The following is a 25,212-nucleotide window of genomic DNA, read 5'->3' as shown; positions in this document are numbered from 1 at the left end:
GCCCGTGCCTCCGCCCTCGCCGTCTCCCCCGTGCGGCGGGGGCCGCCCGCGGGCCGAAGGGCACGACACTAGCGAGGGCGCGGGGCTGGGGCCCACCGGATTTCCGGCGGCCCTGGTGAAGGGACCGGTGCCCGCCGGGCCTCACACCTGCGGGCGGCGGCCCTGCTCCTGCTGCGGGACGCTCTGCTCGGCGCCCGGGAAGACCGGTTTGGGCAGCCGCGCCACGTCCACCTCGGCCTGCGCGAGCTGCTCGGCGGTGCCGGCGGGCAGCCGCGGCGGCCGGTCGTGCGCGTCGGCGAACCGGAACACCGAGGTCATGTCGCCGAAGGTCTGCCGCCGCCACTCGGAGACGTTGGGCTCGGGCACTCCGGTGACGGCCTCCAGGAACCGCAGCGGCGAGGTGTGGTCGAACGCCTCGGTCGCCACCCAGCCGCCGACCGTCCACGGCGAGACGACGATCGCCGGCACCCGGAACCCGGCGCCGATCGGCAGGCCCTGCACGAACTCGTCGACCGTGCCGTCCAGCGGTGTGGGCGGCACGACGTGGTCGAACAGGCCGTCGTTCTCGTCGTAGTTGAGGATGAACGCGGTCTTCGCCCACACGTCCGGGTTGGACGCGATGGCCTCCAGCTTGCGGGCCACGAAGTCCGCGCCGGCCGCGGGCAGGTAGTCCGGGTGCTCGGAGTCGGTGCTGGTCGGGATGATCCACGACACCGTCGGCAGGCGGTCGTTGCGCGCGTCCTCCTCGAACGTGCCCTCCGGCTGCGGCCGTACGCCCTTCTCGTAGAGCGCGGAGCCCGGATCGGCGTCGGTGAACGCGCCGAAGTACTCGAGGACGTTGCAGCCGTAGTCGTCGGCCTGCTGGTACACCTTCCAGCTCACGCCGGCCGCCTCCAGCCGCTCGGCGTAGGTAGTCCAGCGGTACGGCTTGGGCGCGCTGTTGGAGATGATCGGGCCGCCCAGCCCGCCGCCCGGGTCGATCGTCCCGGTCATCCAGTACAGGCGGTTGGGCCAGGTCGGGCCCAGCACCGAGCAGAAGTAGTTGTCGCAGACGGTGAAGGTCTCGGCGAGCGCGAACTGGAACGGGATGTCGTCGCGCGTGTAGTACCCCATCACGTACGGGCCGTTGGCGCCGTCCGCGGCGCGGTGGGCGGGCAGCCACTGGTCCATCCTGCCGTTGTTCCACGCCCGGTGCTGGACCGACCAGGCGTGGCTGGTGGAGGGGATGGCCTGGGCGCTGGTGGTCCGGGTGTCCAGGTGGAAGGGGAGCAGGTAGCCGTCGGGGTTGACGGAGTCGGGCTGGTGGAACACCGAGCGGCCGGTGGACAAGGTGAGCGCGTCCGGGTCGCCGAAGCCGCGCACTCCGGAGAGCGTGCCGAAGTAGTGGTCGAAGGAGCGGTTCTCCTGCATCAGCAGGACCACGTGCCGGATGTCGCCGATCGAGCCGTCGGCGGGCGCCCCGGCCCCGACCGCCTTCCGCACGCTGGGCGGCAGGAGCGAGAGCGCGGCGGCGCCGCCGAGGGCACCGGCCGCCGTTCCGAGCAGCCGGCGTCGTGTCAACTCGGCCATGTCGTTCCTCCCTGGAGCGGTGGGCCTTCGAGCGCCGGACGCTGAACGTTGAGCCGGGGACTGCCGGTGCGGGACGCGTCGGTGGTGACGCGGCGCCATGGACGGTTCGGGGAGGTCCGCGCGGTGCGGTGGAGTCGGGTGATGGGGGGTGGTGGAGGCGGTGGACACGTGGCCAACGAGCAGGAGCGGTCGGCCTCACCATCACCCGGCCGGTCCGGGTCACCCCGCAGGCACGCCGGGATGATCACCGGACCGGATCACCTGACAAGTCGGATCACCCGATTGGCGCCAGGTGGCGCACCAGGTGGCGCTCCCTGCTTTCCGTTTGCGTCGCCCGAAAACGGTGCGGGCCCACCCGGCCCGGCGCTCGGCACGCACCGAAACGCTGCCCGGCGCACCGCCCGGCCCCGCGAGGCGTCCGGCAGACGTCAAAGCGCTCCCCGGTGCCACGGCATCCGCCCCATCCCGGCGGCGGGGCCGGCCACGCGCCGAACCCTGTCGCGCGCGACGCCCGACGGGGTGCGGGCCGCCCCCGCGCGGTCCTCCGCACGCGCGGAATCTGCCCGGCGCGACACCCGACGTGGTGCGCCCCGCCCCGGCGCGATACTCCGCAGGCATCAGCGCGCCATCCGGCGCGCCCCGGATGGCGCCCGGGCCGAGCCTGCGAGCGGCCTCGGCAAGCGCCGGCAAGGTGTCAGGCGTGGCGCCCCGGCGGGGGCTTCGAGGGGCTACCAGACGTCGCCGTCGCGCCAGTCGCAGGTCAGCGGGGCGGTGGGGTCCAGCGGGGTGGGGGCGAGGGGGAGGACGTAGATGAAGCCGTCCTCGTCGGGGGTGGGGACCACGCCGGCGTACGGGGTGAGCGCGGAGGTGGGGCCCTGCCAGCGCTGCCAGCCGCGGCCCGCGTAGAAGGGCACGGCTTCCTCCGCGGCGCCCAGTGCGCCCAGTTCGTAGGCACCGCGGATGTAGCGCTCGGCCACGGACATCAGGGCGCCGCCGTGGCCGCGGCGGCGGCGGTCCGCTCGCACCGCGACGGCCTCGACGTACCCGGTGCGCAGGGCCCGGCCGCCGTGCAGGAGGCGGCGCTGGACGACGCTGGCGTGCCCGATCAGCGCATCGCCCTCCCAGGCCATGACGTGGATGCCGCCGAGGGTGTGGTCCCAGTCCGCGTCGGTGAACGCGCCGTCCGGGTGGCCGGCGAACGCGGCGTCGAGGAGAACGCGGATCGCGGTCAGCTCCGCGGCGGCGAGGTCGGCGGTGTGAGCGGTGCGCAGGCGCACCTCGGTGTCGGTCACCCGGGCATCCTGGCATCCGTCCGCGTCCGCCGGACCCGTCCTGCCGCAACGCGCCCGCCCTGCGTCCCCCGGGAACACCCGCCGTCGCCTTCCCCGTTGACCCGGGACGGGTACGCGGCCGCGCGCAGGCCCAGCGCCTGGCGTCCGGCGCCGCGGAACCGGCATCCGCCCGGTACGGAAGGACTTCCATGGAACTGCACGTCGTACTCCCCTCCGAGCAGCCCGGCACCGGTGCGGCCCGCGCCGTGGCCCTGGCGCGCCGGGCCGAGCACCTCGGCTACCAGGGGGTGTACCTGCCGGACCACCTGCTGCCGCCGGAGCCGTACGGCGGCACATACGGAGGCCTCTACGAGCCCCTGGTGACACTGTCGTACATCGCCGCCGTCACCGAGCGGGTCCGGCTGGGGACGTCGGTGCTGCTGCTGGCGCTGCGCAATCCGTTCGTGGTGGCGAAGCAGGCGGCGACCCTCGACGAGCTGTCCGGCGGCCGGTTCACGCTCGGTGTCGGCATCGGCTGGGACGCGACCGAGTTCGCCGCGGTCGGCGCGGACTTCGCGGACCGCGGCGGGCGGACGGACGAGGCGCTGCGGCTGCTGCGGCACCTGTTCACGGCCGGCCAGGGGCCCTTCAAGGGCGAGCGGTTCGGCTTCACCACGGGCGTGTTCGGGCCCGCACCCGGTCCCGGCCTGAAGATCCTGACGGGCGGGGTGTCCAAGCCGGCTCTGCGGCGGGCCGCGCGCTTCGCCGACGTGTGGCAGTCGCTGCCGATGGCACCCGAGGAGTTCGCCGCCCATGTCGCGGAGCTGCGCGGCCTCACCGAGCGTCCGCTGGAGGTCGGTGCCCGCATCGGCTGGGACGACCCGGGCCGGCCGGTCGCCGACGTGGCCGAGGAGGTGGCCGCCTGGGCCGCCGCCGGAGCCGACCAGCTCGCCGTCTGGTTCGGCGATCCCGACGGCTTCGACTCCCGCATGACGGCTCTCGCCGAGGCGACCGGGCTCACGCCCGGCCTCGGCTGAACTCAGGCGGGCCGTTCCGGGGGCGGCGGCGCGACACCACCGCCCCCGGAACGCGGGTCCCTACGCCCGGGCGTCCACGGCCTGGGCCTTGAGGGCGCGCTCCACGCCCGCCCGGGCCTCGGTGACCAGGCGCCGCAGGGCGGGGACCGGGTCCTGCTCGGCCAGCCACGCGTCGGTGGCGTCGAGGGTGGCCTGCGAGACGTGCAGGGAGGGGTAGAGGCCGACCACGATCTGCTGGGCCATCTCGTGGCTGCGCGACTCCCACACGTCCTTGAGCGCGGCGAAGTACCGCTCGGTGTAGGGGGCGAGCAGCTCGCGCTGGTCGGCCTGGACGAACCCGCCGATCACCGCCTCCTGCACGGCGTTGGGCAGCTTGTCGTTCTCCACGACCGAGGCCCACACCTCGGCCTTGTTCTCGGCGGTCGGCCTGGCCGCCCGCACGGCCGCCGCGTGCTCCTCGCCGGCCGAGGTGGGGTCGCGCACCAGCTCGGCGTCGATGGCGTCCTCGCCGGCGCGGCCGGTCGCGGCGAGCCGGGCGAGCAGCGCCCAGCGCAGGTCGGTGTCGATCTGCAGGCCCTCGAAGGTGCGGCTGCCGTCGAGCAGCCCCTGCAGCACGTCCAGCTGCTCCGGGGTGCGGGCGGAGGCCGCGAACGCGCGGGCCCAGGCGAGCTGGTGGTCGCTGCCGGGCGCGGCGGCCGTCAGGTGCTCCAGGGCCGCCTCGGTCCAGCGGGTCAGCGCCGCCTCCCGGCGGGCCGGGTCCGCGTACAGGTCGAGGGCGAGCTTGACCTGGCGGTGCAGGGACTGCACGACGCCGATGTCGCTCTCCTTGCCGATGCCGTGCAGCACCAGCTCCAGGTAGTCGTGGGTGGCCAGTTCGCCGTCCCGCGTCATGTCCCAGGCCGACGCCCACACCAGGGCGCGCGGCAGCGACTCGGTGAAGTCGCCGAGGTGGTCGCGGACCGTGGCCAGCGACTGCTCGTCCATCCGGACCTTGGCGTACGACAGGTCGTCGTCGTTGAGCAGGATCACGGCCGGGCGGCGGACGCCGGTCAGCTCCGGCACGGACGTCAGCTCGCCGTCGACGTCCAGCTCGACCCGCCGGGTGCGGACCAGGCGGCCGTCCTGGAGGTCGTAGGCGCCGATCGCGATGCGGTGCGGGCGCAGCACGGCCTGGCCCTTGGCGCCGGCCGGCAGCGCGGGGGCCTCCTGGCGGACCGCGAAGGAGGTCAGCACGCCGTCGGCGTCGACGGTGATCTCGGGCCGCAGCACGTTGATGCCGGCGGTCTCCAGCCACGCCTTCGACCAGGTCTTCAGGTCGCGGCCCGAGGTCTCCTCCAGCGCGCCGAGCAGGTCGCTGAGCCGGGTGTTGCCCCAGGCGTGCCGCTTGAAGTACGCCTGCACGCCGGCGAAGAACTCGTCCATCCCGACGTAGGCCACCAGCTGCTTGAGCACCGAGGCGCCCTTGGCGTAGGTGATGCCGTCGAAGTTGACCAGGACGTCGGCCAGGTCGTTGATCTCCGCCATGATCGGGTGGGTGGACGGCAGCTGGTCCTGCCGGTACGCCCACGTCTTCATGGAGTTGGCGAAGCTGGTCCAGGCGTGCGGCCACTTGGAGCCGGGCGCGTGCGCCTGGCAGGCGATGGAGGTGTAGGTGGCGAACGACTCGTTCAGCCACAGGTCGTTCCACCACTCCATGGTGACCAGGTCGCCGAACCACATGTGGGCCAGCTCGTGCAGGATCGTCTCGGCCCGCACCTCGTAGGCGGCGTCGGTCACCTTGGAGCGGAACACGTACTGGTCGCGGATCGTCACCGCCCCGGCGTTCTCCATCGCGCCGGCGTTGAACTCCGGCACGAACAGCTGGTCGTACTTGGCGAACGGGTAGGCGTAGTCGAACTTCTCCTCGAACCAGTCGAAGCCCTGGCGGGTGACGGCGAAGATCTCGTCGGCGTCCAGGTGCTCGGCCAGCGAGGGCCGGCAGTAGATGCCCAGCGGCACGCTGCGGCCGTCGCCCTCCCAGATGCTGTGCACCGCGGTGTAGGGGCCGGCGATCAGCGCGGTGATGTACGTGGAGATGCGCGGGGTGGGCTCGAAGACCCACACGCCGTCCGCGGTCGGCTCCGGCGTCGGCGAGTTGGAGATCACCGCCCAGCCCTCGGGCGCCTTGACGGTGAAGGCGAAGGTGCCCTTCAGGTCGGGCTGCTCGAAGCTGGCGAACACCCGGCGGGCGTCGGCCACCTCGAACTGCGTGTACAGGTACGCCTGCTTGTCCACCGGGTCGACGAAGCGGTGCAGGCCCTCGCCGGTGTTGGTGTAGGCGCAGTCGGCGACGACCCGCAGCTCGCTGCGGCCGGCCGGCAGGTCGCGCAGGGCGATCCGGGAGTCCTCGAAGACCTCCGCCGGGTCCAGCGCCGTGCCGTTCAGCACCACCTCGCGCACGGTGGGCGCGATCAGGTCGATGAAGGTGGACCCCGCCTCACGTGCCTCGAAGGTCACGGTGGTCACGGAACGGAACGTGCCGCCGTCCTGGGCACCGCTGAGGTCCAGCTCGATCGCATACGCGTCCACGGAGAGCAGGCGCGCCCGCTCCTGCGCCTCCTCACGCGTGAGGTTCGTTCCAGCCACGGTGGCCCACTCCTTCTCGCTAGGTGAGACGGCCATCCTCGCACGCCACGCCTCCGCGCCGCGGATGCCCTGTGGACAACCCGGCGCGTGCCGCCGCGACGCGCCGGTCGGACCGAAGCGGGAGGCAGGACCCGCGGCGAGCGCGTTGACAGGCGGGGGGCGGGGGTGATGGGCTCGCGGTCCGATGCCGATGCGTGGGTGAGGCGACACCCGGAGGGAACCGTGCTCCGAAGGAGTTCCGCTGTCGCGGTCGTGGCCACCGTGGTCGGAGGCTGGCTCGGGCAGGCCCCCGCGCTCGCCGCGCAGCCGGCGCACGACACGGCCGGCAGACAGGGCACCGTCGGCACCGAGCACACCGGGGACGCGCCGGCCGTCTGGCCCAGGCCGCAAAGCCTCACCGTCCAGGGCGACTTCGCCCGGGTGACCGATGAGGTCACGCTCGTCGCGGGCACGGACGCCGACCCGTCCGCCCTGGAGGTCGTGCAGGACGCGCTGCGCGCCGCCGGGGCCCGCAGCATCGTCAGGGCCCGGAACGCGGGCCCCGGGCTGACCGTCTACGCCGGGAGCACGGCTCAGGACCCGCTGCGCACGCTGCGCGCCCCCGACGCCGGTGACATGCCCGACGGCGGGTACCGGCTGGCGGTCAGCGGCCGCACCGTCGCGTTCGACGGCACCGGCGCCGACGGCCTGTTCCACGCCGCCCAGACGCTGCGTCAGCTCGCCGCCACCCGGCACGGCGACCGCGGTTTCAGCCCCGTGGTCGTGCGGGACTGGCCGGCCGCACCCGTGCGCGGCACCGCGGAGAGCTTCTACGGCGTGCCCTGGACGCAGGCGCAGCGGCTGGCCCAACTCGACTTCATGGCCCGTACCAAGCAGAACCGCTACCTGTACGCGCCCGGTGACGACCCCTACCGCCAGGCGCAGTGGCGCGAGCCCTATCCGGCGCCGCAGCGCGCGGACTTCAGGGAGCTGACCGCCAGGGCCGCGCAGGACCACGTCACCGTCGCCTGGGCGGTGGCCCCCGGCCAGGCGATGTGCTTCAGCTCGCCGGACGACCAGCGCGCCCTGGAGCGCAAGCTGGACGCGATGTGGGCGCTGGGCGTCCGGGCGTTCCAACTCCAGTTCCAGGACGTCAGTTACAGCGAGTGGCACTGCGGCCGGGACGCGGCGCGGTTCGGCTCGGGCCCCGGCGCCGCCGCCCGCGCGCAGGCCCAGGTGGCCAACGCCGTCGCGGACCACCTGCGGGCGGCGTACGGTGCCGCGGCACCCGAACTGTCCCTGCTGCCCACCGAGTTCTACCAGGACGGCACCACCCCCTACCGGACCGCGCTGGCGGGCGCGCTCGCCGAGGGGATCGACGTCGCGTGGACGGGTGTCGGCGTGCTGCCCCGGCAGATCACCGGGGAGCAAGTGGCGGGCGCCAAGGCCGCGTTGCGGCATCCCCTGCTCACCGTCGACAACTACCCCGTCAACGACTTCGCGCCCGAGCGCCTGTTCCTCGGCCCCTACACCGGCCGGGAGCCCGCCGTCGCGACCGTCTCCGACGGCGTGCTGGCCAGCGCGATGCAGCAGCCGGCCGCCTCCCGCATCCCGCTGTTCACCGCGGCCGACTTCGCCTGGAATCCGACCGCCTACGATCCCCGCGCGTCCTGGCAGGCAGCGATCGACGACCTGGCCGGCCCCGACCCGAAGGCGCGTGCGGCCCTCGGCGCGCTCGCCGGCAACGAGCAGTCGTCGGTGCTGAACGGCGGCGACGCGCAAGCGGCGGGCGGCGGCAGCAGCAGCGGGGGCACGGGCACCACCGGGAGCACCGGCGCCGCGGGCGGCGCCAGGAGCACGGACGGCACCGCGCAGAGCAGCGGCGGCGCCGGCAGCCAGGACGGCACGGAGTCCGCGTATCTCCAGCCGCTGGTACGGCAGTTCTGGACGGCACTGGACGCCGCCCCGGCCGATCCCGCCGCGCTGCGTACCGCCGCGCAGAGCCTGCGGTCCGCCTTCACCGTGATGCGCACCGCGCCCGCCACGCTCGCGCCACTGGCCGGCGGGACGTTCGGCGACGAGGTGCGGCCCTGGCTCGACCGGCTGGCGCAGTACGGCACCGCCGGCGAGCAGGCCGTGGACATGCTGGTCACCCAGGCCGGCGGCGACGGCGCCCGCGCCTGGCAGGCGCGCCGGGACCTCGACACCGTCCGCTCCTCGCTGACCGCCCAGGGCGCCGCGGCGCAGGTCGGCGGCGGAGTCCTCGACGCCTTCCTGGACCGGGCCGTCGACGACGGCGACGCGTGGCTCGGGCTGCGCGCCGACGGCCGGACCGGGACCACCACGATGGCCTCCGGGCGCGGCACCGACCCGTCGGCGATGGTCGACGGCAAGGAGTCCACCGCCTGGTCCTCCAGCGCCCCGCCGCAGCCCGACGACGCCTTCGGCGTGGACCTGGGGTCCGCCCGGCCGGTCAGCGGCGTGCGCATCACCATGGGCGACGGCAGCGGCTCCGACGACTTCCTGCACGACGCCGTCCTGGAGGTCGCCGGGGACGACGGCACGGGCTGGCGGAAGATCGGCACGTACCACGACCGGTCGGTGATCACCGCGACCCTGCCCGCCGGCACCCGCGCCCGCGAGGTCCGGCTGCGGGCCACCGCGGCGCAGGACGGGCCGGTGACGGTACGGGAGTTCGCGGTGACCGTCAGCGGCTCGGCGGCCCTGACCGCCGACGGCGGGCCGAACGCGCGGGCCGCCGTCGACGGGGACCTGGCCAGCGCGGCCGACGCCGGCCCGCTGACCGTGCACTTCGCGGGCGCACGGCTGCTCGACACCGTCACGGTGGCCGCGCAGCCCGGCGTCCCGCGGCAGCGGCCCGCCACCGGCGACCGCTTCCCCGCCGGACCGCCGGACGCGGCCGTCCCGCCCGTCGAGGTCAGCGACGGCAGGCCGACGCCCCCGCCCCCGGTCTCCGTCGAGGTGCACGTGCCCGGCGCGGGCGGCGGCGAGTGGCGCCGCATCGGCGATCTCGCCTCCGACGGCTGGACCGAACTGCCCGCGGGCGTCACGGCCGACGCGGTGCGGCTGTCGGACGCCGCGGGGGTGCGTGAGGTCGTGCCCTGGTTCGCGGAGGCGCCGCGGGTCACCACCGGCGGCACCGACGTGGACGCGTCGGCCGGCGGCCCGGCCGTCACCGTCACCGCGACCGTCGCCCCCCGGCTGCCGCGCGATCTCAAGGCGACGGTCACCCCTGGCACGGCGCCGGCCGGCATCACGGTGACCGCACCCGCCCCCCGGGTGCTGCGCCGCGGCGCTTCGGCCGCCGTGCCGCTGCGGATCGCCGTCGCCCCCGGCACCGCGCCCGGCTCCTACATCGTGCCGGTCCGCTTCACGGTCGGCGGCCGTACCGTCGAACGGCAGGTCACGGTGCGGGCGCACGCCCCGACCGGCGGCCCCGACCTGCTGCGCAGCGGTACCGCGTTCTCCTCGGGCGACGAGACCCCGGACTTCCCGGCCAAGGCCGTGACCGACGGCGACCCGGCCACCCGCTGGTCGTCGCCCGCCGAGGACGGCGCGTGGGTGGAGGTCCGGCTGCCGGCCCCGGCCCGGATCGGGCGCGTGGTCCTCGACTGGCAGGACGCGTACGCCGCCTCGTACGAGATCCAGACCTCCGCGGACGGCGTGACCTGGCAGACCGCGGCGGCCGTCGCCGACGGCGCCGGCGGGCGCGAGGAGGTGTGGCTCGACGGCAGCGCGACCGGCACCCGCTTCCTGCGGATGCAGGGCGTCAAACGGGCCACGAAGTACGGGTATTCGCTGTACGCGATGCAGGCGTACGCGGTGACGGGCTGACCGCGGGCGCTGTTGTTGCGCGGGGGCCCGGTGCGGGCGTGGGGCGGTGCCGGTGTGAGGCAGTGCCCGGCCGCCGCCGGGCCTTTCCGCCCCCGCTGTCGAGGCTAGTCGGCGCCGGTGTGCGGATCGTGGGTGGTGAACACGCAGTCCGAGCCGGTCTCGATGACGGTCGTCGCGCTGTCCTTCACGCCGAGGCGGACCGTCCACGTCGACTTGGGGAGGGTCGCCCCGGCGCGCCGGCCGGACCCGTCGGAGGGGTCCAGCAGGTAGCCCATCGTGGTGAAGTGGGCCCGGGCGGCCGTCATGACGGCGGCGGACGCGCTCTCGGAGACCGCCACGTCCACCGTGTAGGTGTACTGGAATCGGTGCTGGCCGGGCGTCTCGGTGGTGCACGCCTCCCACCGGCCGCGGTCGGCGCCGGTGTGCGCGGCGGCGCCGATCGCCGGCCGGATCGCGTCCAGCGTCTGCTGGGTGAGCGTGTGCGCCTTCCGCTCCACCGAGTCGGGCGAGACGTTGCCGGCGTTCACCGTGAGGCCTCCTGAGCAGCCGGCCGCCGCCAGTGCCACGAGGGCAGCGGCCGCGGCGCCTTTCGCCGTGTGTTCACGTCGACTCATCTGTCCCATTCACTCGAAGAGTTCGGACACGGCCCTGAGGGCGTTCTCTCCACTGTCCTTCAGGTCGGCGCCGATGTCCTGCACGCCGTGCACGGCGCCGTCGACGTCACCGTGCAGGAGGTTGCCGCCGGCGCCCAGCAGGTCGTTCTGGGCCTGCCCGAAGGCGTGCAGGGAGTCGCCGGCGTCCTCCAGCGGCCGTCCCCAGTGTCCCCCCACCTGGTGGCCGAGGTTCTGCAGGGCCGCGCCGCCGATGTCCGGGACGGCGGCGGACGGGACGGCCAGGTCCGCGAGGTTCGGCAGGGCGCCGACCTTGTCCTCGTGCGGCATCGCGGTGACCTCGCCGCTGCGGCCGGTCACGATGCGGGTCATGTTGTCCAGCGAAGGACCCTGGTCCCAGTACTCGCTGTGGGCGTGCGCCACCGAACTGCCGTCGCCGGAGTCGAAGGTGCGGCCGCCGAACGCCGACGACGTCGGGTCGTTGCCGAACCGGTCGCTGTGGTCGTCGAGCCAGTCCAGCGGGTTCAGCGGCACGGCGATCTGCGGCACGGGGTCGAACTTCGCCTTGCTGGCCCACACATGGCTCGGATCGAGGCCCAACTGCGCGGCCCTGTCGACGGTGACGCCCGGCGAGCCGACGAAGATCACGTCGTCGGCCTTCATCCCGGCGTGGGCGAACGCGTCGCCGACGAGCGTGGAGCCGTAGCTGTGGCCGATCACCGTCAGGTGCACCTGGCCCTGGTGGTTCGCGCCAAGGGAGTTGACGAACGCGGCGAGCCTGGGCGCGCCCGCGTCGGCGAAGCTCTGCGAGGCGGGCCCGGGGACGCTCCACGTCGGGGCGTCGTAGCCGAGCCAGTAGATCGACGCGGTGGAGCCGGGCTGCCGGCGGTTCGCCGCGTTGTAGAGGGTGAGCGCGCGGTTGAGGTCACCCGGGGCGCCGTCGAGGTTCGCCCCCGTACCGGGCACGTAGACGGCGGTATTGGCGGCCAGGTCCGGGTTGCCGTAGGACACCGCGACGTGGCCGCTGCCCAGGTTGTCGAAGCCGAGCAGGTAGGCCTGCGGCCTGGTGGGGTCCGACACCACCTCCCACAGCCGCTTCAGCCGCTGCGGGCAGTCCGGCTGCGCCACCTCCGCCTTCAGCCGCAGCCGGTTCAGCTGGTCGGCCACGTCGGCGGGCAGGCCGAGGGTCACGTCGATGCCTGCATCGGAGTAGTCGGCGGCCACGGCGGCCTGCTCGTCGGGGCTCAGGCCCTTCCACCACAGGGCGCGCAGCGCGGGGTCGACGGGCATCGGGCCGCCCTTGCGGCCGGCCTGCGCCGCCAGCAGCGAGGAGGCGTGCGCGGTGTCGACGCCCCGGCCGTACCAGCCGCTGTCGCCGGCCGGCAGGTGCAGCAGGCCGTCCACCTCGCGGGCCAGTGCGCGGGCCGCTTCCAGGTAGCGCTCCTGTAACTGGCCTGCCTGGGTGTGGATTCCGGAGATGCGCGACTGGAGGTCGGCTGTGCCGGGGGCGGCAGGGGCGCCGGGAGTGGCAGGGGTGCCGGGGCTGCCGGGAGTGCCGGCGGGGTCGGATGTCCCGGGCGCGGGGCGGCGGCGCTGCTCGTCGAGTCCGGCGGCCTGGTGCTCCAGCGCGGCGGCCTCGGCCTGGAAGTCCTTGAGCCGGCCGGCCCACCTGGTCAGCACGTCCGCGTTGTGCTCGTAGGAGGCGCGGAGCTTGCCGAGCATGACGCGCTGGGCGCCGAGCCCCGACCGGAACGCCTCCGCGGCATCACCCCGCCACCGCGCCTGCACGTCGTCGGTGCCGTCGAGCCGCAGCGCCGCCTCGGTGGACAGCAGCGCCGCGTCCTGCCAGCGGGCGGCGAGCGAGGCCACCGCGTCGGGGTCGCCGGGGCAGGGGTCGAAGCCCAGCGTCGGGTAGGACGAGGCACCCATGGCGATCTCCCCCGGTCTCCGTCAGTGCGCCTGATGCTGCGCGTGGCTCGCCACGCGGTGGTCCGTGGTGCGCATGGTCGGCGCGACCTGCGCGACCTCGTGCCGGTGCTCGGCGACGGCCGAGCCGAGCGCGGTCAGATCGCCGCGCCGGGTGCTGGTGAACGTCTTCTCCGCATCGATCAGCGGTACCGCGCCGACGCAGTCGACGTCCATCCGCCGCAGGGCGCCCTGAAGTGCCTCGAGATCACTGAGCGCCGTCGCGAGGGCACTGCCGAGCGCCTGCATGTCGGCCTCGGTGACCACCAGATCGCCCACGCCGCCGCCCCCGTCCCGCGTCCGTCTCCCACTCCCGGCAACCGGCCCTGCGGACCGTGGCCCCCGACCCTAGCCGCCCGCCCGCCCCCAGGCGAGAGATCCGCCCACTCCGTTCAACCGGCTCTGCATTGACGTGATATGACGCTGCGTCATCCCGTTCGGGCGCGCCAACTTCGCGGTCAGGTCGGCCACGTGCAGCAGGCCCGTCACTCTGAGCGCCGGACCCACGCTCCTGCACGTGGGCGAGCCACCCGGGCGCAGGTCACAGGAACTTCCTCATGGGGACGCCTTGTGTGACTCCAGTCGCGGTTGGGCAAACACGCTTCCAACGCCCCACCAGCAACGCATAGAGTGATGATTCACTAACACATCGCTAGTGGCGTCGCGGCTCACAATGACGCCAGAGCCACACAGGGGGACTCTCCCGTGACACGAAGCACGGTGCCGGCTGCTGCCCTGACCGCTGCAGCACTCATCCTGCTCACCGCGTGCGGCGGGGGCGGCGGAGACAAGTCGTCGGACAAGATCACGTCGACGCAGTCAGCCGCCACCACGACGACGAGCGCCTCGCCTTCGGCGAGCGCGACGGCGGGCGTTCAGCGACCGGTGATCACGTTCCCACCCGATGCGAAGAACGTCTTCGAGGACCAGCACACAGGCGACCCCAAAAAGGACGCCGTACTCGCCGACAACGAACAGATGGTGGATTCCATCTACTCGGCGATCATCCAGGGCAACGCCCATACCTCCGCCATGGCGTTCTACAGCAAGGGCTTGGCGCTGGGCTCTGCTGCCACGTTCGTCCAAGGCTGGGTGGACGGCGCCGCGACCTGGACCGGAACGATCCGATGGTTCGACCGCAAGGTCACCCTCCGCAATGACGGTTCGGCCGCTGTCCTCTACTGCTCCGACGAGAGCAAGGCGTACCCGAAGTCGCGTAAGACGAACAAGATCGATCGCTCGCCTTCGAACACCGCCAGCTACGTTCTGTACAACACCACTCTCGAAAAGAGCCCGGACGGCGTCTGGCAGACGGTCAACTTGGTCTCGCAGCGAGGAGCGAAGGCATGCAAGCCGTGAAGCGGTTACTCGTCGCTGCGGCTGCGTTCGGAGCTGTCTCCGTTCTGACGATTGAACCCAGCTCGGCCACTCCCACCAGCGGTGGCGGGTTGGGTGGATTCGGCAACCAGGCACCGGCCGATCCGCCTCCGAAGACCCAGGGGAACGCCGGCGATGGAAAGATCTCAGCCCTGGCTGGTGTCCAGCTCGACTTAACCAAGAACGGCAAGGGACGAGAGACCGGCGCAGTCACGCCGTCATCAAACTGGACGCCACCCGCGTGCTGGTACGCCCCCAAATACGACGCGGAGGGCGCCGCTCGGGACTTTCTCGGGTACGACCGGAGCCCGAATCACACGGGCATGGAAGACGCCGAGTCGATCAGGAACCGCTACATCAAGGGCCACCCGTACACCGATTTCAACCTCGCCAAACAGGGCAAGGGCTACTGGTGGACGGCCTTCTACGACAAGAACCGCCTGGCCGATCCCGGCGCCGACGACTGCACCGAGCCGCCGTTCTGGGTCGACAAGGGAGCCCCGCCGCCGCCCGTCAAGAACGCGGTCACGCCCGAGATCCTCGCCGAACTCGCCTACGCCCAGATCCGCATCCCGCAGGGCACGGCGAACTTCAACCCCGCCGGCACGCAGATCGTGAACGTACCCACGTGGGTGTGGATGGACCGGACGACGTTCCATCCGGTCTCCGTGCGGGCCTCCGTGCCGGTGCTGGGCATCGAGGCCACGACCACGGCCACCCCCATCGGGCTGCACATCGACCCCGGCACGCAGGACGCCACCCTCTTCCCGGCCTCGGGTGACTGCCCGATGGACGCCCACGGGAACGTCGGGACGCCCTACGCCACCGGCGATGACGGCAACAACCCGCCCTGCGGGGTCACTTATCTGCGCTCCACCCAGAACCGGGGCCCGTACCAGCTCAAAGCCACGGTCACCTGGAAGATCACCTGGACCGGCACCGGCCACCCCACACCCGTCGCCCTGCCGGACGGAAGCTTCGGAACCCCGCAGGACGCCTACGTACGCGAATACCAGACCGTGAACCGCTGACCTCTGGGCACCATGACCCGCATCCCCCACTCCACTGGTCGATCAGTCCTGCCCGCCATCGGCCGCTCGGTGGCAGCGGATGGGGTGGGCCGATCGTGGACACCGGTGACTCCGTGGTGGATCTGGCCCCCCGCCACAGTCCGAAGCAGTGTTGGCTGCACAGGAGGCGCACAGTCCCGGTGGCCAGGGGAAGCCGGCGCCCCCGGCCAGGGAAAAGGGATCCCTGGCCCGCGGGGGTGCGGGCCAGGGGAGGGGCGGAAAAAGCTGAAGCCCGGATCTCAGGCTGATATGCCGTCGATCCGGGCCAGGGCGTCGTCCGCGCCGAAAGGCTGCAGGTATGGCAGCCAGCGCGGGTCCCTATGTCCGGTCCCGATGATCCGCCAGGCCAGGCCGGTGGGCGGGGCGGGTTGATGGCGCAGCCGCCAGCCGAGTTCGGCGACGTGGCGGTCCGCCTTGACGTGGTTGCAGCGTCTGCAGGCGGCCACCACGTTGTCCCAGGCGTGCTGACCGCCGCGGCTGCGCGGGATGACGTGGTCGACGCTGGTGGCGGCGGCTCCGCAGTACGCGCACTTGCCGCCGTCCCGGGCGAAGAGGGCTCGCCGGGTGAGCGGCACGGTGCCCCGAAAGGGGACTCGCACGAATTTGGTGAGTTTCACGACACTCGGCGCGGGCAGCGCCTGGGTCTCGCTGTGCAGGTACGCGCCGGATTCCTCCAGGCACACAGCCTTGTTGTTGAGCACGAGGACGAGCGCGCGCCTCAGCGGTACGACACCGAGTGGCTCGTACGAGGCGTTCAGGACCAGGACATGCGGCACGGATGCCTCCTTTAACGCCGGCGACGCGTGGCTCGCGCCGGGACGATCTGTCTCAGTCTCTCCGGAAGGCGGGCCGCCGCGCCACCATGCCCGGGTAACGGACCGAGGGTGTTTTGGACCACACTCCCCTTCTTCAATGCCGGCTCACACTCCTTTACTCCCCTGCTCCAGGCGGTTCCGCCCCTCGAACAGCGCAACGAGACGGCATCGGTCGGCGGCTAGATTGGAGGCTTCGATCCCCGACGGAGGTTCCCGAACGTGTCCTCGCCGACTCCTCGTCCGGCCGCACCCCTCGACGCCATGCCCCGCAGCGCCGCCCAGGCGAGCAGCTGGGTGGACGACAACTGGGCCGGCTGGCTGAACGCCGGACTGCGCATCGTGCTGATCGTGGTGATCGCGGTGGTGCTGCGGACCCTGGTGCGGCGTACGATCAGCCGGCTCATCGACCGGATGAACCGGGGGGCGGAGGCCGCCGCCAACACCACGCTGGGCGGGCTGCTGGTCAACGCCGAGCGGCGCCGCCAGCGCAGCGAGGCGATCGGCTCGGTGCTGCGCAGCGTCGCGTCGTTCCTGATCCTGGGCACCGCGGCCCTGTCGGTGCTGTCGGTGCTGAAGATCGACCTGGCACCGCTGCTGGCCAGCGCCGGTGTGGCGGGCGTGGCGATCGGTTTCGGCGCGAAGAACCTGGTCACCGACTTCCTGTCCGGCGTCTTCATGATCCTGGAGGACCAGTACGGCGTCGGCGACGTGATCGACGCGGGCGTGGCCTCGGGCACCGTGGTCGAGGTGGGGCTGCGGGTGACGAAGCTGCGCGGCGACGGCGGCGAGATCTGGTACGTCCGCAACGGCGAGGTCAAGCGGATCGGCAACCTGAGCCAGGGCTGGGCGACGGCCGTGGTGGACGTCCAGGTGGCCGCGCACGAGGACCTGCGGCGGGTCGAGGGGCTGATCACCGCGACGGCCGAGGCCATGGCCAAGGAGGACCCCTGGGACGAGCGGCTCTGGGAGCCGGTGAAGCTGCTCGGCCTGGAGTCGGTGGCCTCGGACTCGGTGGTGGTCCGGGCGCAGGCCAAGACCATGCCGGGGCAGGCGGCCGCGGTCGGCCGCGAGCTGCGCTGGCGGATCAAGAACGCCTTCGACCGGGCGGGCGTGGAGACCGTCGGCGGTGCCGCGGCCGTGGTCGACGCGACCGTGGAGCCGTCGGCCCCCGCGGAGCCGGCCGAGTCGCCGGCGGCCGGGGCGTCCTCCGGCGCGGAGGCCGCCGGCCGGACCCCGGCCCAGACCCAGGCGGCCCAGTCCCCGGCCGGGCAGTCCGGGCCCGCCGCCCCCGCCGTCCCGCCGCAGGCGGGTTCCGACGGCCCCGACCGGGACTGACGCCCGGCGCCTGCGCACGCCCTCTGTTCCTCCCGCACGGCCCCTGGCACGCTTGTGCTGCCGGGGGCCGTCCGCATGCCTGCCGGTCCCGGCCCGTGCCGTGATTGGTAACGACTTGGGCGAGGGACCGCCGATCCCCCTTGACGCTCCGCTGACAGCGGGCCTACCTTGACTTTCGCCAATAGGAAAGTTTCCTAACAGTGAACTGAGGGAGGATGGCGCGCATGGCTGGCACCCCTGGAACGCCGCGCGTACTGCGCGCCATGAACGACCGCGCCGCACTCGACCTCCTGCTGGAGCACGGCACGCTCTCCCGGACCCGGATCGGCAAGCTCACCGGCCTGTCGAAGCCCACCGCGTCCCAGCTGCTGGCCCGGCTGGAGGCCGCCGGCCTGGTCCTGGCGACCGGCACCACCGCGGGCCGGCCCGGCCCCAACGCCCAGCTCTACTCGGTGAACCCGGCCGCCGCCCACGTCGCCGGCCTGGACGTCAACACCGAGCGGATCAGGGCCGCGGTCGCGGACATCACCGGCCGCACCGTCGGCTCGTTCCGGCTGCCCACCCCGCACCGCAAGGCCGGCAGCGCCGTCGAGCACGTCGTCCAGGCGGTGGACGGCGCGGTGAAGGCCGCCGGGCTCGCCCGGACCGACCTGCACCGGATCGTCATCGGCACCCCGGGCGCCTTCGACCCGAGCACCGGCCGCCTGCGCTACGCCAGCCACCTGCCCGGCTGGCACTCCCCCGCGCTGCTGGACGAGCTGGCCGCCGCCCTGCCGATGCCGCTGGAGTACGACAACGACGTGAACCTGGCCGCGGTCGCCGAGCAGCGCATCGGCGCCGCCCGCGGGCACGACGACTTCGTCATGCTGTGGAACGAGGAGGGCCTGGGTGCCGCGATCGTCCTCGGCGGCCGGCTGCACCGCGGCTGGACCGGCGGCGCCGGCGAGGTCGGCTTCCTGCCGGTGCCCGGCACCCCGCTGGTCCGCAACGTCACCAAGGCCAACAACGGCGGCTTCCAGGAGCTGGCCGGCTGCAACGCCGTGCTGCGCATCGCCCGCGAGCTGGGCATCGAGGTGCCCGCGGGCAGCCAGCCGGACGCCGCGACCGCGCTGCTCTGCCGGGCCGCCGCGGTCCACCAGGAAGGCGCGGAGCACGACGGCGCGGAGCAGGACGGCGGCGACCGCGCCGCGTACCTCGAACTGCTGGCCCGCTGCGCCACCGGGCACGCGGTCGGCCTGGCCTCGATCGTCTCGCTGCTGGACCCCGAGCTGATCGTGCTGGCCGGCAACGTGACCGTCGCCGGCGGCGAGCCGCTGCGCGCCCTGATCCAGTCCGAACTGGCCGAACTCGCCGTGCCCCGGCCCCGGTTGGTGCTGGGCGCCGTCGAGATGCACCCCGTACTGACCGGTGCGCTGGAAAGCGCGCTCGCCACCACCCGCGACGAGGTGTTCGACACCTCGCGCTGACCCGCCCCCGTACGCCCCCGCAGACCGCAGCCCGCCACCGAGCGGAACGGCACCTCCTGCCCGCCGTTCCGTCGGCACCGCCTACCCGCGCACCCCCTCGTACCCCGGAGGTTGAGAGCAGTGTCCCGTCTGACCAAGGCAGCCGCCGCCGTGGCGGCCACCGCCGCGATATCCCTGCTCGCCAGCGCGTGTACGGGGCAGAGCACCTCGTCGGCGAACGACGACGCCAGCAAGGACGTCACCATCACGTTCTGGCACGGCTGGAGCGCCCCCAACGAGCTGAAGGCGATCAACGACAACGTCGCCCGCTTCGAGAAGGCGCACCCCAACATCCACGTCAAGGTCCAGGGCAACATCACCGACGACAAGATCAACCAGGCGCTGCGGGCCGGCGGCGACAAGGCCCCGGACGTCGTCTCGTCGTTCACCACGGACAACGTCGGGCAGTTCTGCTCCTCGGGGGCGTTCGCTGACCTGGCGCCGTTCCTGTCCCGGGACAAGATCGACCCGGCGACCACCTTCCCCAAGCCGATGCAGGAGTACACCCAGTTCCAGGGCAAGCGCTGCGCGCTGCCGCTGCTCGGCGACGCCTACGGGCTCTACTACAACAAGAAGGCGTTCGCGGCGGCCGGCATCACCGCCCCGCCGAAGACCCTCTCGGAGTTCCAGCGGGACGCCGTCAAGCTGACCAGGTCCAGCGGCGACTCGTACTCCCAGCTCGGCTACATGCCCGACTTCCACGGCTACGAGTCGACCCCGATGCACATGGCCGCGCAGTGGGGCGTGAAGTACTTCGACGCCGACGGCAAGTCCCAGGTGGCCAAGGACCCCGGGTTCGCGGCGATGTTCACCTGGCAGCAGCAGATGGTCAAGGCGCTCGGCGGGTTCGACAAGCTGGAGAAGTTCCGCTCCACCTTCGGTGACGAGTTCGGCGCCAAGAACCCGCTGCAGACCGGCCAGGTGGCGATGGGCATCGACGGCGAGTGGCGGCTGGGCATGGCCAAGGACGCCGGCATGAACGACCTCGGCGTGGCGCCGTTCCCGGTCCCCGACGACCAAGCGGCCACCTACGGCAAGGGCTACCTGTCGGGCACGATCGTCGGCATCGCCAACACCTCGACGAAGAAGAACGCCGCGTGGGAGCTGGTGAAGTTCATGGCCACCGACACCGACGCGGTGGTGTCCTTCGCCAACGCCATCCACAACGTGCCGTCGACGATGGCCGCCCTCAAGTCGCCCAAGCTGGACGCCGACCCGGGCTTCCGCACCTTCATCGACATCGCGCAGAACCCGGACAGCACCACCACCCCGGCGAGCATCAACGGCGGCGCCTACCAGCTGACCCTGCAGGACTTCGGCTACGCGTACGAGTCCGGCAAGGCCAAGGACCTGCAGGCTGGTCTGCGGGGCGTCGACTCGCAGGTCGACAAGGACATCGCGCAGGCCAAGTGATGAGTGCCACCGTCCACCCGCTGCTGCGGGCCAAGCGCCGCAAGGCCGCGCTGCGCAACCTGGCGTTCCTGTCGCCGTGGATCATCGGGTTCGGCGTCTTCTTCGCCTACCCGCTGGTCTCCACCGTCTACTTCTCGTTCATGCACTACACCGGGTTCAACGACCCGACGTGGACGGGCGGCAAGAACTGGTCGTACGTCTTCACCCAGTACCCGCTGTTCTGGCCGGCGCTGCGCAACACGCTGTGGCTGGTCGTGGTGATGGTGACGCTGCGGGTCGTCTTCGGTCTGGGCGTCGGCATGCTCATCACCAAGATCAAGACCGGCGCGGGGTTCTTCCGCACCGCCTTCTACCTGCCGTACCTGGCGCCGCCGGTGGCCGCGACCATGGCGTTCGTCTTCCTGCTCAACCCCGGTACCGGGCCGGTCAACCACATCCTGGGCGGGATCGGCGTGCCGACCCCCGGGTGGTTCACCGACCCGCACTGGTCCAAGCCGGCGCTGACGATCCTGGCCGTGTGGGGCATCGGCGACCTGATGGTGATCTTCATGGCCGCGCTGCTCGACGTGCCCAAGGAGCAGTACGAGGCCGCCGAGCTGGACGGCGCGGGCTCCTGGGCCCGGTTCCGGTACGTCACGCTGCCGAACATCTCGCCGATCGTGATGTTCGCGGTGGTCACCGGGGTCATCCAGACCATGCAGTACTACACGCAGCCGCTGGTGGCGGGGAAGGTCGCCTCCGGGATCATCGGCAACTCGGGCCAGCAGTTCGAGCCCGGCTACCCGGACAAGTCGACCCTGACCCTGCCCCAACTGGTCTACAACCTCGGCTTCCAGCGCTTCGACTACGGCTCCGCCTGCGTCATCGCCCTGGTCCTGTTCGCCCTCTCGATGGCGTTCACCGCCCTGTTGATGCGCCGCCGCAGCGGCTTCCTGTCGGCGGAGGACTGACGCATGAGGTCTTGGAGCGGCCGGCCGGGGAACGCGGCGGCCGGCGCGAACAGCGAGCAGGAACACCGGAAGACGAGAGGGGAGGACTGAACGTCCATGACCCAGGCAACACTTGACCGCAACGTCCCCGTCCGGGGCACCGGCACCAGCGTGGACGCGCGGGCCCGGCGGGCGGCGCAGCGCCGCCGCACCCTGCACTGGATCGCGGTGCACGCCCTCGGCATCGCGGCCGCCGCCTTCTTCGTCCTGCCGTTCGTGTTCGTCTTCCTCACCGCGGTGATGAGCGACAACCAGGCGCTGACCAGGGACCTGTGGCCGCACACCTGGCAGTGGTCCAACTTCGGCACGGTGTGGAACACCCCGGGCTTCCTGACCTGGTGGCGCAACACCCTGCTGTACGCGGTCGGCGGCACGCTGCTGACGCTCGTGTCGTCGCTGCCGGTGGCCTACGCGCTGGCGAAGTTCCGCTTCCGCGGGCGCAACGTGATCATGATGCTGGTGATCTCGACGATGATGCTGCCCCCGCAGGTGATCATCATCCCGATGTACCTGTTCTGGGCCAAGCAGATGCACATGGACGGCACCCTGTGGCCGCTGATCATCCCGATGGCCTTCGGCGACGCGTTCACCATCTTCCTGCTGCGCCAGTTCCTGCTGACCATCCCCAAGGAGTACACCGAGGCGGCCAAGGTCGACGGCTGCGGCGAGCTGCGCACGCTGCTCACCGTCATCCTGCCGATGATCAAGCCGGCCATCGCCGCGGTCGCCCTGTTCCAGTTCTTCTACTGCTGGAACGACTACTTCGGGCCGCAGATCTACGCCAGCTCCAACCCCGCTGCATGGACCCTGAGTTACGGACTGGAGTCGTTCAAGGGCGCACACCACACCAACTGGAATCTGACCATGGCCGCCACCGTCCTCGTGATGGCACCGGTGATCATGGTGTTCTTCTTCGCACAAAAGGCCTTCATCGAAGGCGTGACCCTGACGGGAGTCAAGGGATGAAACTGGCAGTCGTGGGCGGCGGGTCCACGTACACACCCGAACTCATCGACGGTTTCGCGCGGTTGCGCGACACGCTGCCGATCGAGGAGCTGGCGCTCGTCGACCCGGCGGCCGACCGTCTGGAGCTGGTGGGCGGCCTGGCACGGCGGATCTTCGCCAAGCAGGGCCACCCGGGCCGGATCGTGACGACCGCCGACCTGGAGGCCGGGGTCGAGGGCGCGGACGCGGTGCTGCTGCAGCTGCGCGTCGGCGGCCAGGCCGCCCGCAACCAGGACGAGACCTGGCCGCTGGAGTGCGGCTGCATCGGGCAGGAGACCACCGGCGCGGGCGGCCTGGCCAAGGCGCTGCGCACGGTGCCGGTGGTGCTGGACATCGCCGAGCGGGTCCGCCGGGTCGCGCCGCAGGCGTGGATCATCGACTTCACCAACCCGGTGGGCATCGTCACCCGGGCGCTGCTGCAGGCCGGGCACCGGGCCGTCGGCCTGTGCAACGTGGCGATCGGCTTCCAGCGCAAGTTCGCCGCGCTGCTGGACGTCACACCCGACCAGGTGCACCTGGACCACGTGGGCCTCAACCACCTGACGTGGGAGCGCGCGGTGCGGCTCGGCGGCCCGGACGGCGCCGACGTGCTGCCCAAGCTGCTGGCCGAGCACGGTGCGTCCATCGCGAGCGACCTGCACATGCCGCCGGAGATCGTCGACCGGCTCGGGGTCGTGCCGTCGTACTACCTGCGCTACTACTACGCGCACGACGAGGTGGTGCGCGAGCTGGGCACCAAGCCGTCGCGCGCCGCCGAAGTGGCCGCGATGGAGAAGCAGTTGCTGGAGATGTACGGCGACCCGGCGCTGGACGAGAAGCCGGCGCTGCTGGCCAAGCGCGGCGGTGCCTACTACTCCGAGGCCGCCGTGGCCCTCGCCTCCTCGCTGCTGCGCGGCACCGGAGACGTGCAGGTGGTCAACACCCTCAACAACGGCACGCTGCCGTTCCTCGCGGACGACGCGGTCATCGAGGTGCCCGCCGTGGTGGACGCCGGCGGCGCCACGCCGCTGCCCGTCCCCGCCCTGGAGCCGCTGTACGCCGGCCTGATCGCGAACGTGACGGCGTACGAGGACCTGGCGCTGCGGGCCGCGCTGCTGGACGGGTCCGCCACGGCCGCGGCGGGGCGGAACGCGGTGTTCACCGCGCTGCTCTCGCACCCGCTGGTGGGCCAGTACACGTACGCGGAGGGCCTCACCGACCGGCTCATCGCGCACAACCGGGAGCACCTGGCGTGGGCGTGACCGTTCCCCGGGACCCGCTGCCCGGGGCCACTCCCGGGCCGCTCGTCCCCGGCGGCGTGCTGGCCGTCGACGCGGGCAACAGCAAGACCGACGTGGCGATCGTCGCCGCCGACGGGACGGTGCTCGGCACCGCCCGCGGCGGCGGGTTCCAGCCCCCGATCGTCGGCGTCGAGACGGCCGTCGGGGTCGTCGCGGAGATCGTGGAGCGCGCGGTGGCCGACGCCGGCCTGCCCGGCGGGGCGGCTGCCGGGGCGCCGCTCGTCGAGCACACCTCGGCGTGCCTGGCCAATGCCGACCTTCCGGTCGAGGAGCAGCAGTTGGAGGCCGCGGTGCACGCCCGCGGCTGGGCGCGCAGCACCCGGGTGGCCAACGACACCTTCGCGATCCTGCGGGCGGGCGTGGACCGGCCGCAGGGCGTGGCGGTGGTCTGCGGCGCCGGCATCAACTGCGTCGGGATGCTGCCGGACGGGCGCACCGCCCGCTTCCCCGCGATCGGGAAGATCTCCGGTGACTGGGGCGGCGGTTCGGGGCTGGCCGAGGAGGCGCTGTGGTACGCCGCCCGCGCCGAGGACGGCCGCGGCGGCCCGACCGCCCTGGCGACGACGCTGCCCGCGCACTTCGGCCTGGACTCGATGTACGCGCTGATCGAGGCGCTGCACCTGGAGCGGATACCGGCGCAGGCCCGGTACGAGCTGACGCCGGTGCTGTTCGCCACGTCCGACGCGGGCGACCCGGTGGCCCGGTCGATCCTGGACCGGCAGGCGGACGAGATCGTGGCCCTCGCCGCGGTGGCCCTCGGCCGGCTCGGGCTGCTGGACGAGGAGGCCGACGTGGTGCTCGGCGGCGGGGTGATGGCAGCCGGCAACGCGTACCTGATGGACGCGCTCGACGAGCGGCTCACCGCCCGCGCCCCCAAGGCCCGGGCGCACGTGGTGACCGCGCCGCCGGTGCTGGGGGCCGCGCTCCTCGGGCTGGACCACGTGGGCGCCCCCGCCGAGGCGCACGCCGCGCTGCGCGCCCACTACGCCTGACCGGGCCGGTCCCCCCAGGACCGGCCCGCCGGGCCCCTCCCCCCGGGCCCGCACCGACCCGGTTGCCACCCGCCGGCTCCCCTCCCGACCCACCGGTAACGTTTCCGGCGGCCGGGCGCGGCGCCGTCCCGCGGCAGCCGGGTCCGGCCGTCTCCGGGGCCGTCACCGGAACCGCCCGGCAGCCCAGCGGCGTGTGGGCAGGTGAGGGTGGGCAGGGACGGGGGAGGTTCCACCACTCGGCATCGAGCCGAAGGGGCTGCCGGTGTCCACCGGGAGAACGCGCACGGCGAGCGGAGCGGGCGCGTACGAACGACCGACGGACACCGGGTTCGAGACCCCGGAGGCGAGAGACCGAAAACCCAAGGCGCTGGAGGTGGGCGGCCGGTGGCGGCCATACTGCTGGCGGACGCGCGAAAGATGCAGGGGGAGGGTGTGTGACGCACACGCAGTCGCCGACACGGGGCGGGAGTCAGGCTGCCGGAGCACCGGGAGGCCCGGGCGCCCCGCGGCGCCGGCCTG

At 72.8% G+C, this 25,212-nt stretch carries 18 protein-coding genes; 11 read left to right on the top strand and 7 right to left on the bottom strand.

Features of this window, described 5'->3' with window-relative positions:
• Positions 1-141: 141 nt before the first annotated feature.
• A complete protein-coding gene (locus ACH4TG_RS00255) occupies positions 142-1,569 on the bottom strand; it encodes an alkaline phosphatase family protein (protein ID WP_398239242.1) in 1,428 nt (475 codons plus the stop codon).
• A 728-nt stretch (positions 1,570-2,297) separates the two neighbouring features.
• Entirely contained in the window at positions 2,298-2,861 is a 564-nt protein-coding gene (locus ACH4TG_RS00250; RefSeq protein WP_398239240.1) for a GNAT family N-acetyltransferase, read from the bottom strand.
• 188 nt (positions 2,862-3,049) lie between these two features.
• On the opposite strand from ACH4TG_RS00250, the gene ACH4TG_RS00245 reads away from it, so the two are divergent.
• Positions 3,050-3,877: a TIGR03619 family F420-dependent LLM class oxidoreductase gene (locus ACH4TG_RS00245; protein ID WP_398239238.1), complete on the top strand. Its 828-nt coding sequence runs from the start codon at positions 3,050-3,052 to the stop codon at positions 3,875-3,877.
• A gap of 60 nt (positions 3,878-3,937) precedes the next feature.
• Here ACH4TG_RS00245 and pepN read toward each other — a convergent pair whose 3' ends face one another.
• Entirely contained in the window at positions 3,938-6,502 is a 2,565-nt protein-coding gene (gene pepN / locus ACH4TG_RS00240) for an aminopeptidase N (RefSeq protein WP_398239236.1), read from the bottom strand.
• A gap of 222 nt (positions 6,503-6,724) precedes the next feature.
• Here pepN and ACH4TG_RS00235 point away from each other — a divergent pair, with 222 nt between their 5' ends.
• The gene (locus ACH4TG_RS00235) at positions 6,725-10,336 is read left to right on the top strand and encodes a beta-N-acetylglucosaminidase domain-containing protein (protein ID WP_398239235.1); all 3,612 of its coding nucleotides are present in this window, start codon (positions 6,725-6,727) and stop codon (positions 10,334-10,336) included.
• Between the two features lie 104 nt (positions 10,337-10,440).
• Here the strand turns inward: ACH4TG_RS00235 and ACH4TG_RS00230 are convergent, their stop codons facing one another.
• From ACH4TG_RS00230 to ACH4TG_RS00220, 3 genes are all read right to left on the bottom strand, one after another.
• Positions 10,441-10,863 (bottom strand): hypothetical protein, encoded by a 423-nt coding sequence (locus ACH4TG_RS00230; protein ID WP_398239233.1) that lies wholly within the window; start codon positions 10,861-10,863, stop codon positions 10,441-10,443.
• 96 nt (positions 10,864-10,959) lie between these two features.
• Complete coding sequence (locus ACH4TG_RS00225) at positions 10,960-12,876, bottom strand: alpha/beta hydrolase (RefSeq protein ID WP_398239232.1); 1,917 nt, start codon at positions 12,874-12,876, stop codon at positions 10,960-10,962.
• A 21-nt stretch (positions 12,877-12,897) separates the two neighbouring features.
• Complete coding sequence (locus tag ACH4TG_RS00220) at positions 12,898-13,191, bottom strand: hypothetical protein (RefSeq protein WP_398239230.1); 294 nt, start codon at positions 13,189-13,191, stop codon at positions 12,898-12,900.
• A 426-nt stretch (positions 13,192-13,617) separates the two neighbouring features.
• Between ACH4TG_RS00220 and ACH4TG_RS00215 the strand changes: the two genes are divergently transcribed.
• Positions 13,618-14,271 (top strand): hypothetical protein, encoded by a 654-nt coding sequence (locus ACH4TG_RS00215; RefSeq protein WP_398239228.1) that lies wholly within the window; start codon positions 13,618-13,620, stop codon positions 14,269-14,271.
• A 341-nt stretch (positions 14,272-14,612) separates the two neighbouring features.
• The gene (locus ACH4TG_RS00210; protein ID WP_398239226.1) at positions 14,613-15,320 is read left to right on the top strand and encodes a hypothetical protein; all 708 of its coding nucleotides are present in this window, start codon (positions 14,613-14,615) and stop codon (positions 15,318-15,320) included.
• A 278-nt stretch (positions 15,321-15,598) separates the two neighbouring features.
• On the opposite strand, the gene ACH4TG_RS00205 is transcribed toward ACH4TG_RS00210, so the two are convergent.
• Positions 15,599-16,135 (bottom strand): HNH endonuclease, encoded by a 537-nt coding sequence (locus ACH4TG_RS00205; RefSeq protein WP_398239224.1) that lies wholly within the window; start codon positions 16,133-16,135, stop codon positions 15,599-15,601.
• A 300-nt stretch (positions 16,136-16,435) separates the two neighbouring features.
• On the opposite strand from ACH4TG_RS00205, the gene ACH4TG_RS00200 reads away from it, so the two are divergent.
• The 7 genes from ACH4TG_RS00200 to ACH4TG_RS00170 all read left to right on the top strand — a co-directional run bounded on the left by ACH4TG_RS00200 (position 16,436) and on the right by ACH4TG_RS00170 (position 24,693).
• Positions 16,436-17,509, top strand: a complete 1,074-nt coding sequence (locus ACH4TG_RS00200; protein WP_398239222.1) for a mechanosensitive ion channel family protein — start codon at positions 16,436-16,438, stop codon at positions 17,507-17,509.
• Between the two features lie 215 nt (positions 17,510-17,724).
• On the top strand, positions 17,725-18,975 hold the full coding sequence (locus ACH4TG_RS00195; RefSeq protein ID WP_398239221.1) for an ROK family protein: 1,251 nt from the start codon (positions 17,725-17,727) through the stop codon (positions 18,973-18,975).
• Positions 18,976-19,095: 120 nt separating this feature from the next.
• Complete coding sequence (locus tag ACH4TG_RS00190; protein ID WP_398239219.1) at positions 19,096-20,427, top strand: ABC transporter substrate-binding protein; 1,332 nt, start codon at positions 19,096-19,098, stop codon at positions 20,425-20,427.
• Positions 20,427-21,377 carry a carbohydrate ABC transporter permease gene (locus tag ACH4TG_RS00185; RefSeq protein ID WP_398239217.1) on the top strand — a complete coding sequence of 317 codons (951 nt, stop codon included), beginning with the start codon at positions 20,427-20,429 and terminating at the stop codon, positions 21,375-21,377. The genes ACH4TG_RS00190 and ACH4TG_RS00185 overlap by 1 nt, the downstream gene beginning before the upstream one ends.
• Positions 21,378-21,473: 96 nt before the next feature.
• Complete coding sequence (locus ACH4TG_RS00180) at positions 21,474-22,382, top strand: carbohydrate ABC transporter permease (protein ID WP_398239215.1); 909 nt, start codon at positions 21,474-21,476, stop codon at positions 22,380-22,382.
• Positions 22,379-23,662 carry a 6-phospho-beta-glucosidase gene (locus ACH4TG_RS00175; protein ID WP_398239213.1) on the top strand — a complete coding sequence of 428 codons (1,284 nt, stop codon included), beginning with the start codon at positions 22,379-22,381 and terminating at the stop codon, positions 23,660-23,662. The genes ACH4TG_RS00180 and ACH4TG_RS00175 overlap by 4 nt, the downstream gene beginning before the upstream one ends.
• Positions 23,659-24,693, top strand: coding sequence for an N-acetylglucosamine kinase (locus ACH4TG_RS00170; protein ID WP_398239211.1), 1,035 nt, complete (start codon positions 23,659-23,661; stop codon positions 24,691-24,693). Before ACH4TG_RS00175 ends, ACH4TG_RS00170 begins: the two co-directional genes overlap by 4 nt.
• The last annotated feature ends 519 nt before the right edge of the window (positions 24,694-25,212 follow it).

Origin of the sequence: Streptomyces sp. NPDC020917 (genome assembly GCF_044333795.1) — a bacterium.
Classification (GTDB): domain Bacteria; phylum Actinomycetota; class Actinomycetes; order Streptomycetales; family Streptomycetaceae; genus Actinacidiphila.
This window is presented reverse-complemented; position numbering and strand designations above follow the sequence as displayed.

What these genes read in the sequence shown, in the direction of transcription:
- ACH4TG_RS00255 (WP_398239242.1), bottom strand. Translation starts at nt 1,569, where the DNA reads ATGGCCGAGTTGACACGACGCCGGCTGCTCGGAACGGCGGCCGGTGCC.
- ACH4TG_RS00245 (WP_398239238.1), top strand. Translation starts at nt 3,050, where the DNA reads ATGGAACTGCACGTCGTACTCCCCTCCGAGCAGCCCGGCACCGGTGCG.
- ACH4TG_RS00225 (WP_398239232.1), bottom strand. Translation starts at nt 12,876, where the DNA reads ATGGGTGCCTCGTCCTACCCGACGCTGGGCTTCGACCCCTGCCCCGGC.
- ACH4TG_RS00210 (WP_398239226.1), top strand. Translation starts at nt 14,613, where the DNA reads ATGGAAGACGCCGAGTCGATCAGGAACCGCTACATCAAGGGCCACCCG.
- ACH4TG_RS00200 (WP_398239222.1), top strand. Translation starts at nt 16,436, where the DNA reads ATGCCCCGCAGCGCCGCCCAGGCGAGCAGCTGGGTGGACGACAACTGG.
- ACH4TG_RS00195 (WP_398239221.1), top strand. Translation starts at nt 17,725, where the DNA reads ATGGCGCGCATGGCTGGCACCCCTGGAACGCCGCGCGTACTGCGCGCC.
- ACH4TG_RS00185 (WP_398239217.1), top strand. Translation starts at nt 20,427, where the DNA reads ATGAGTGCCACCGTCCACCCGCTGCTGCGGGCCAAGCGCCGCAAGGCC.
- ACH4TG_RS00180 (WP_398239215.1), top strand. Translation starts at nt 21,474, where the DNA reads ATGACCCAGGCAACACTTGACCGCAACGTCCCCGTCCGGGGCACCGGC.
- ACH4TG_RS00175 (WP_398239213.1), top strand. Translation starts at nt 22,379, where the DNA reads ATGAAACTGGCAGTCGTGGGCGGCGGGTCCACGTACACACCCGAACTC.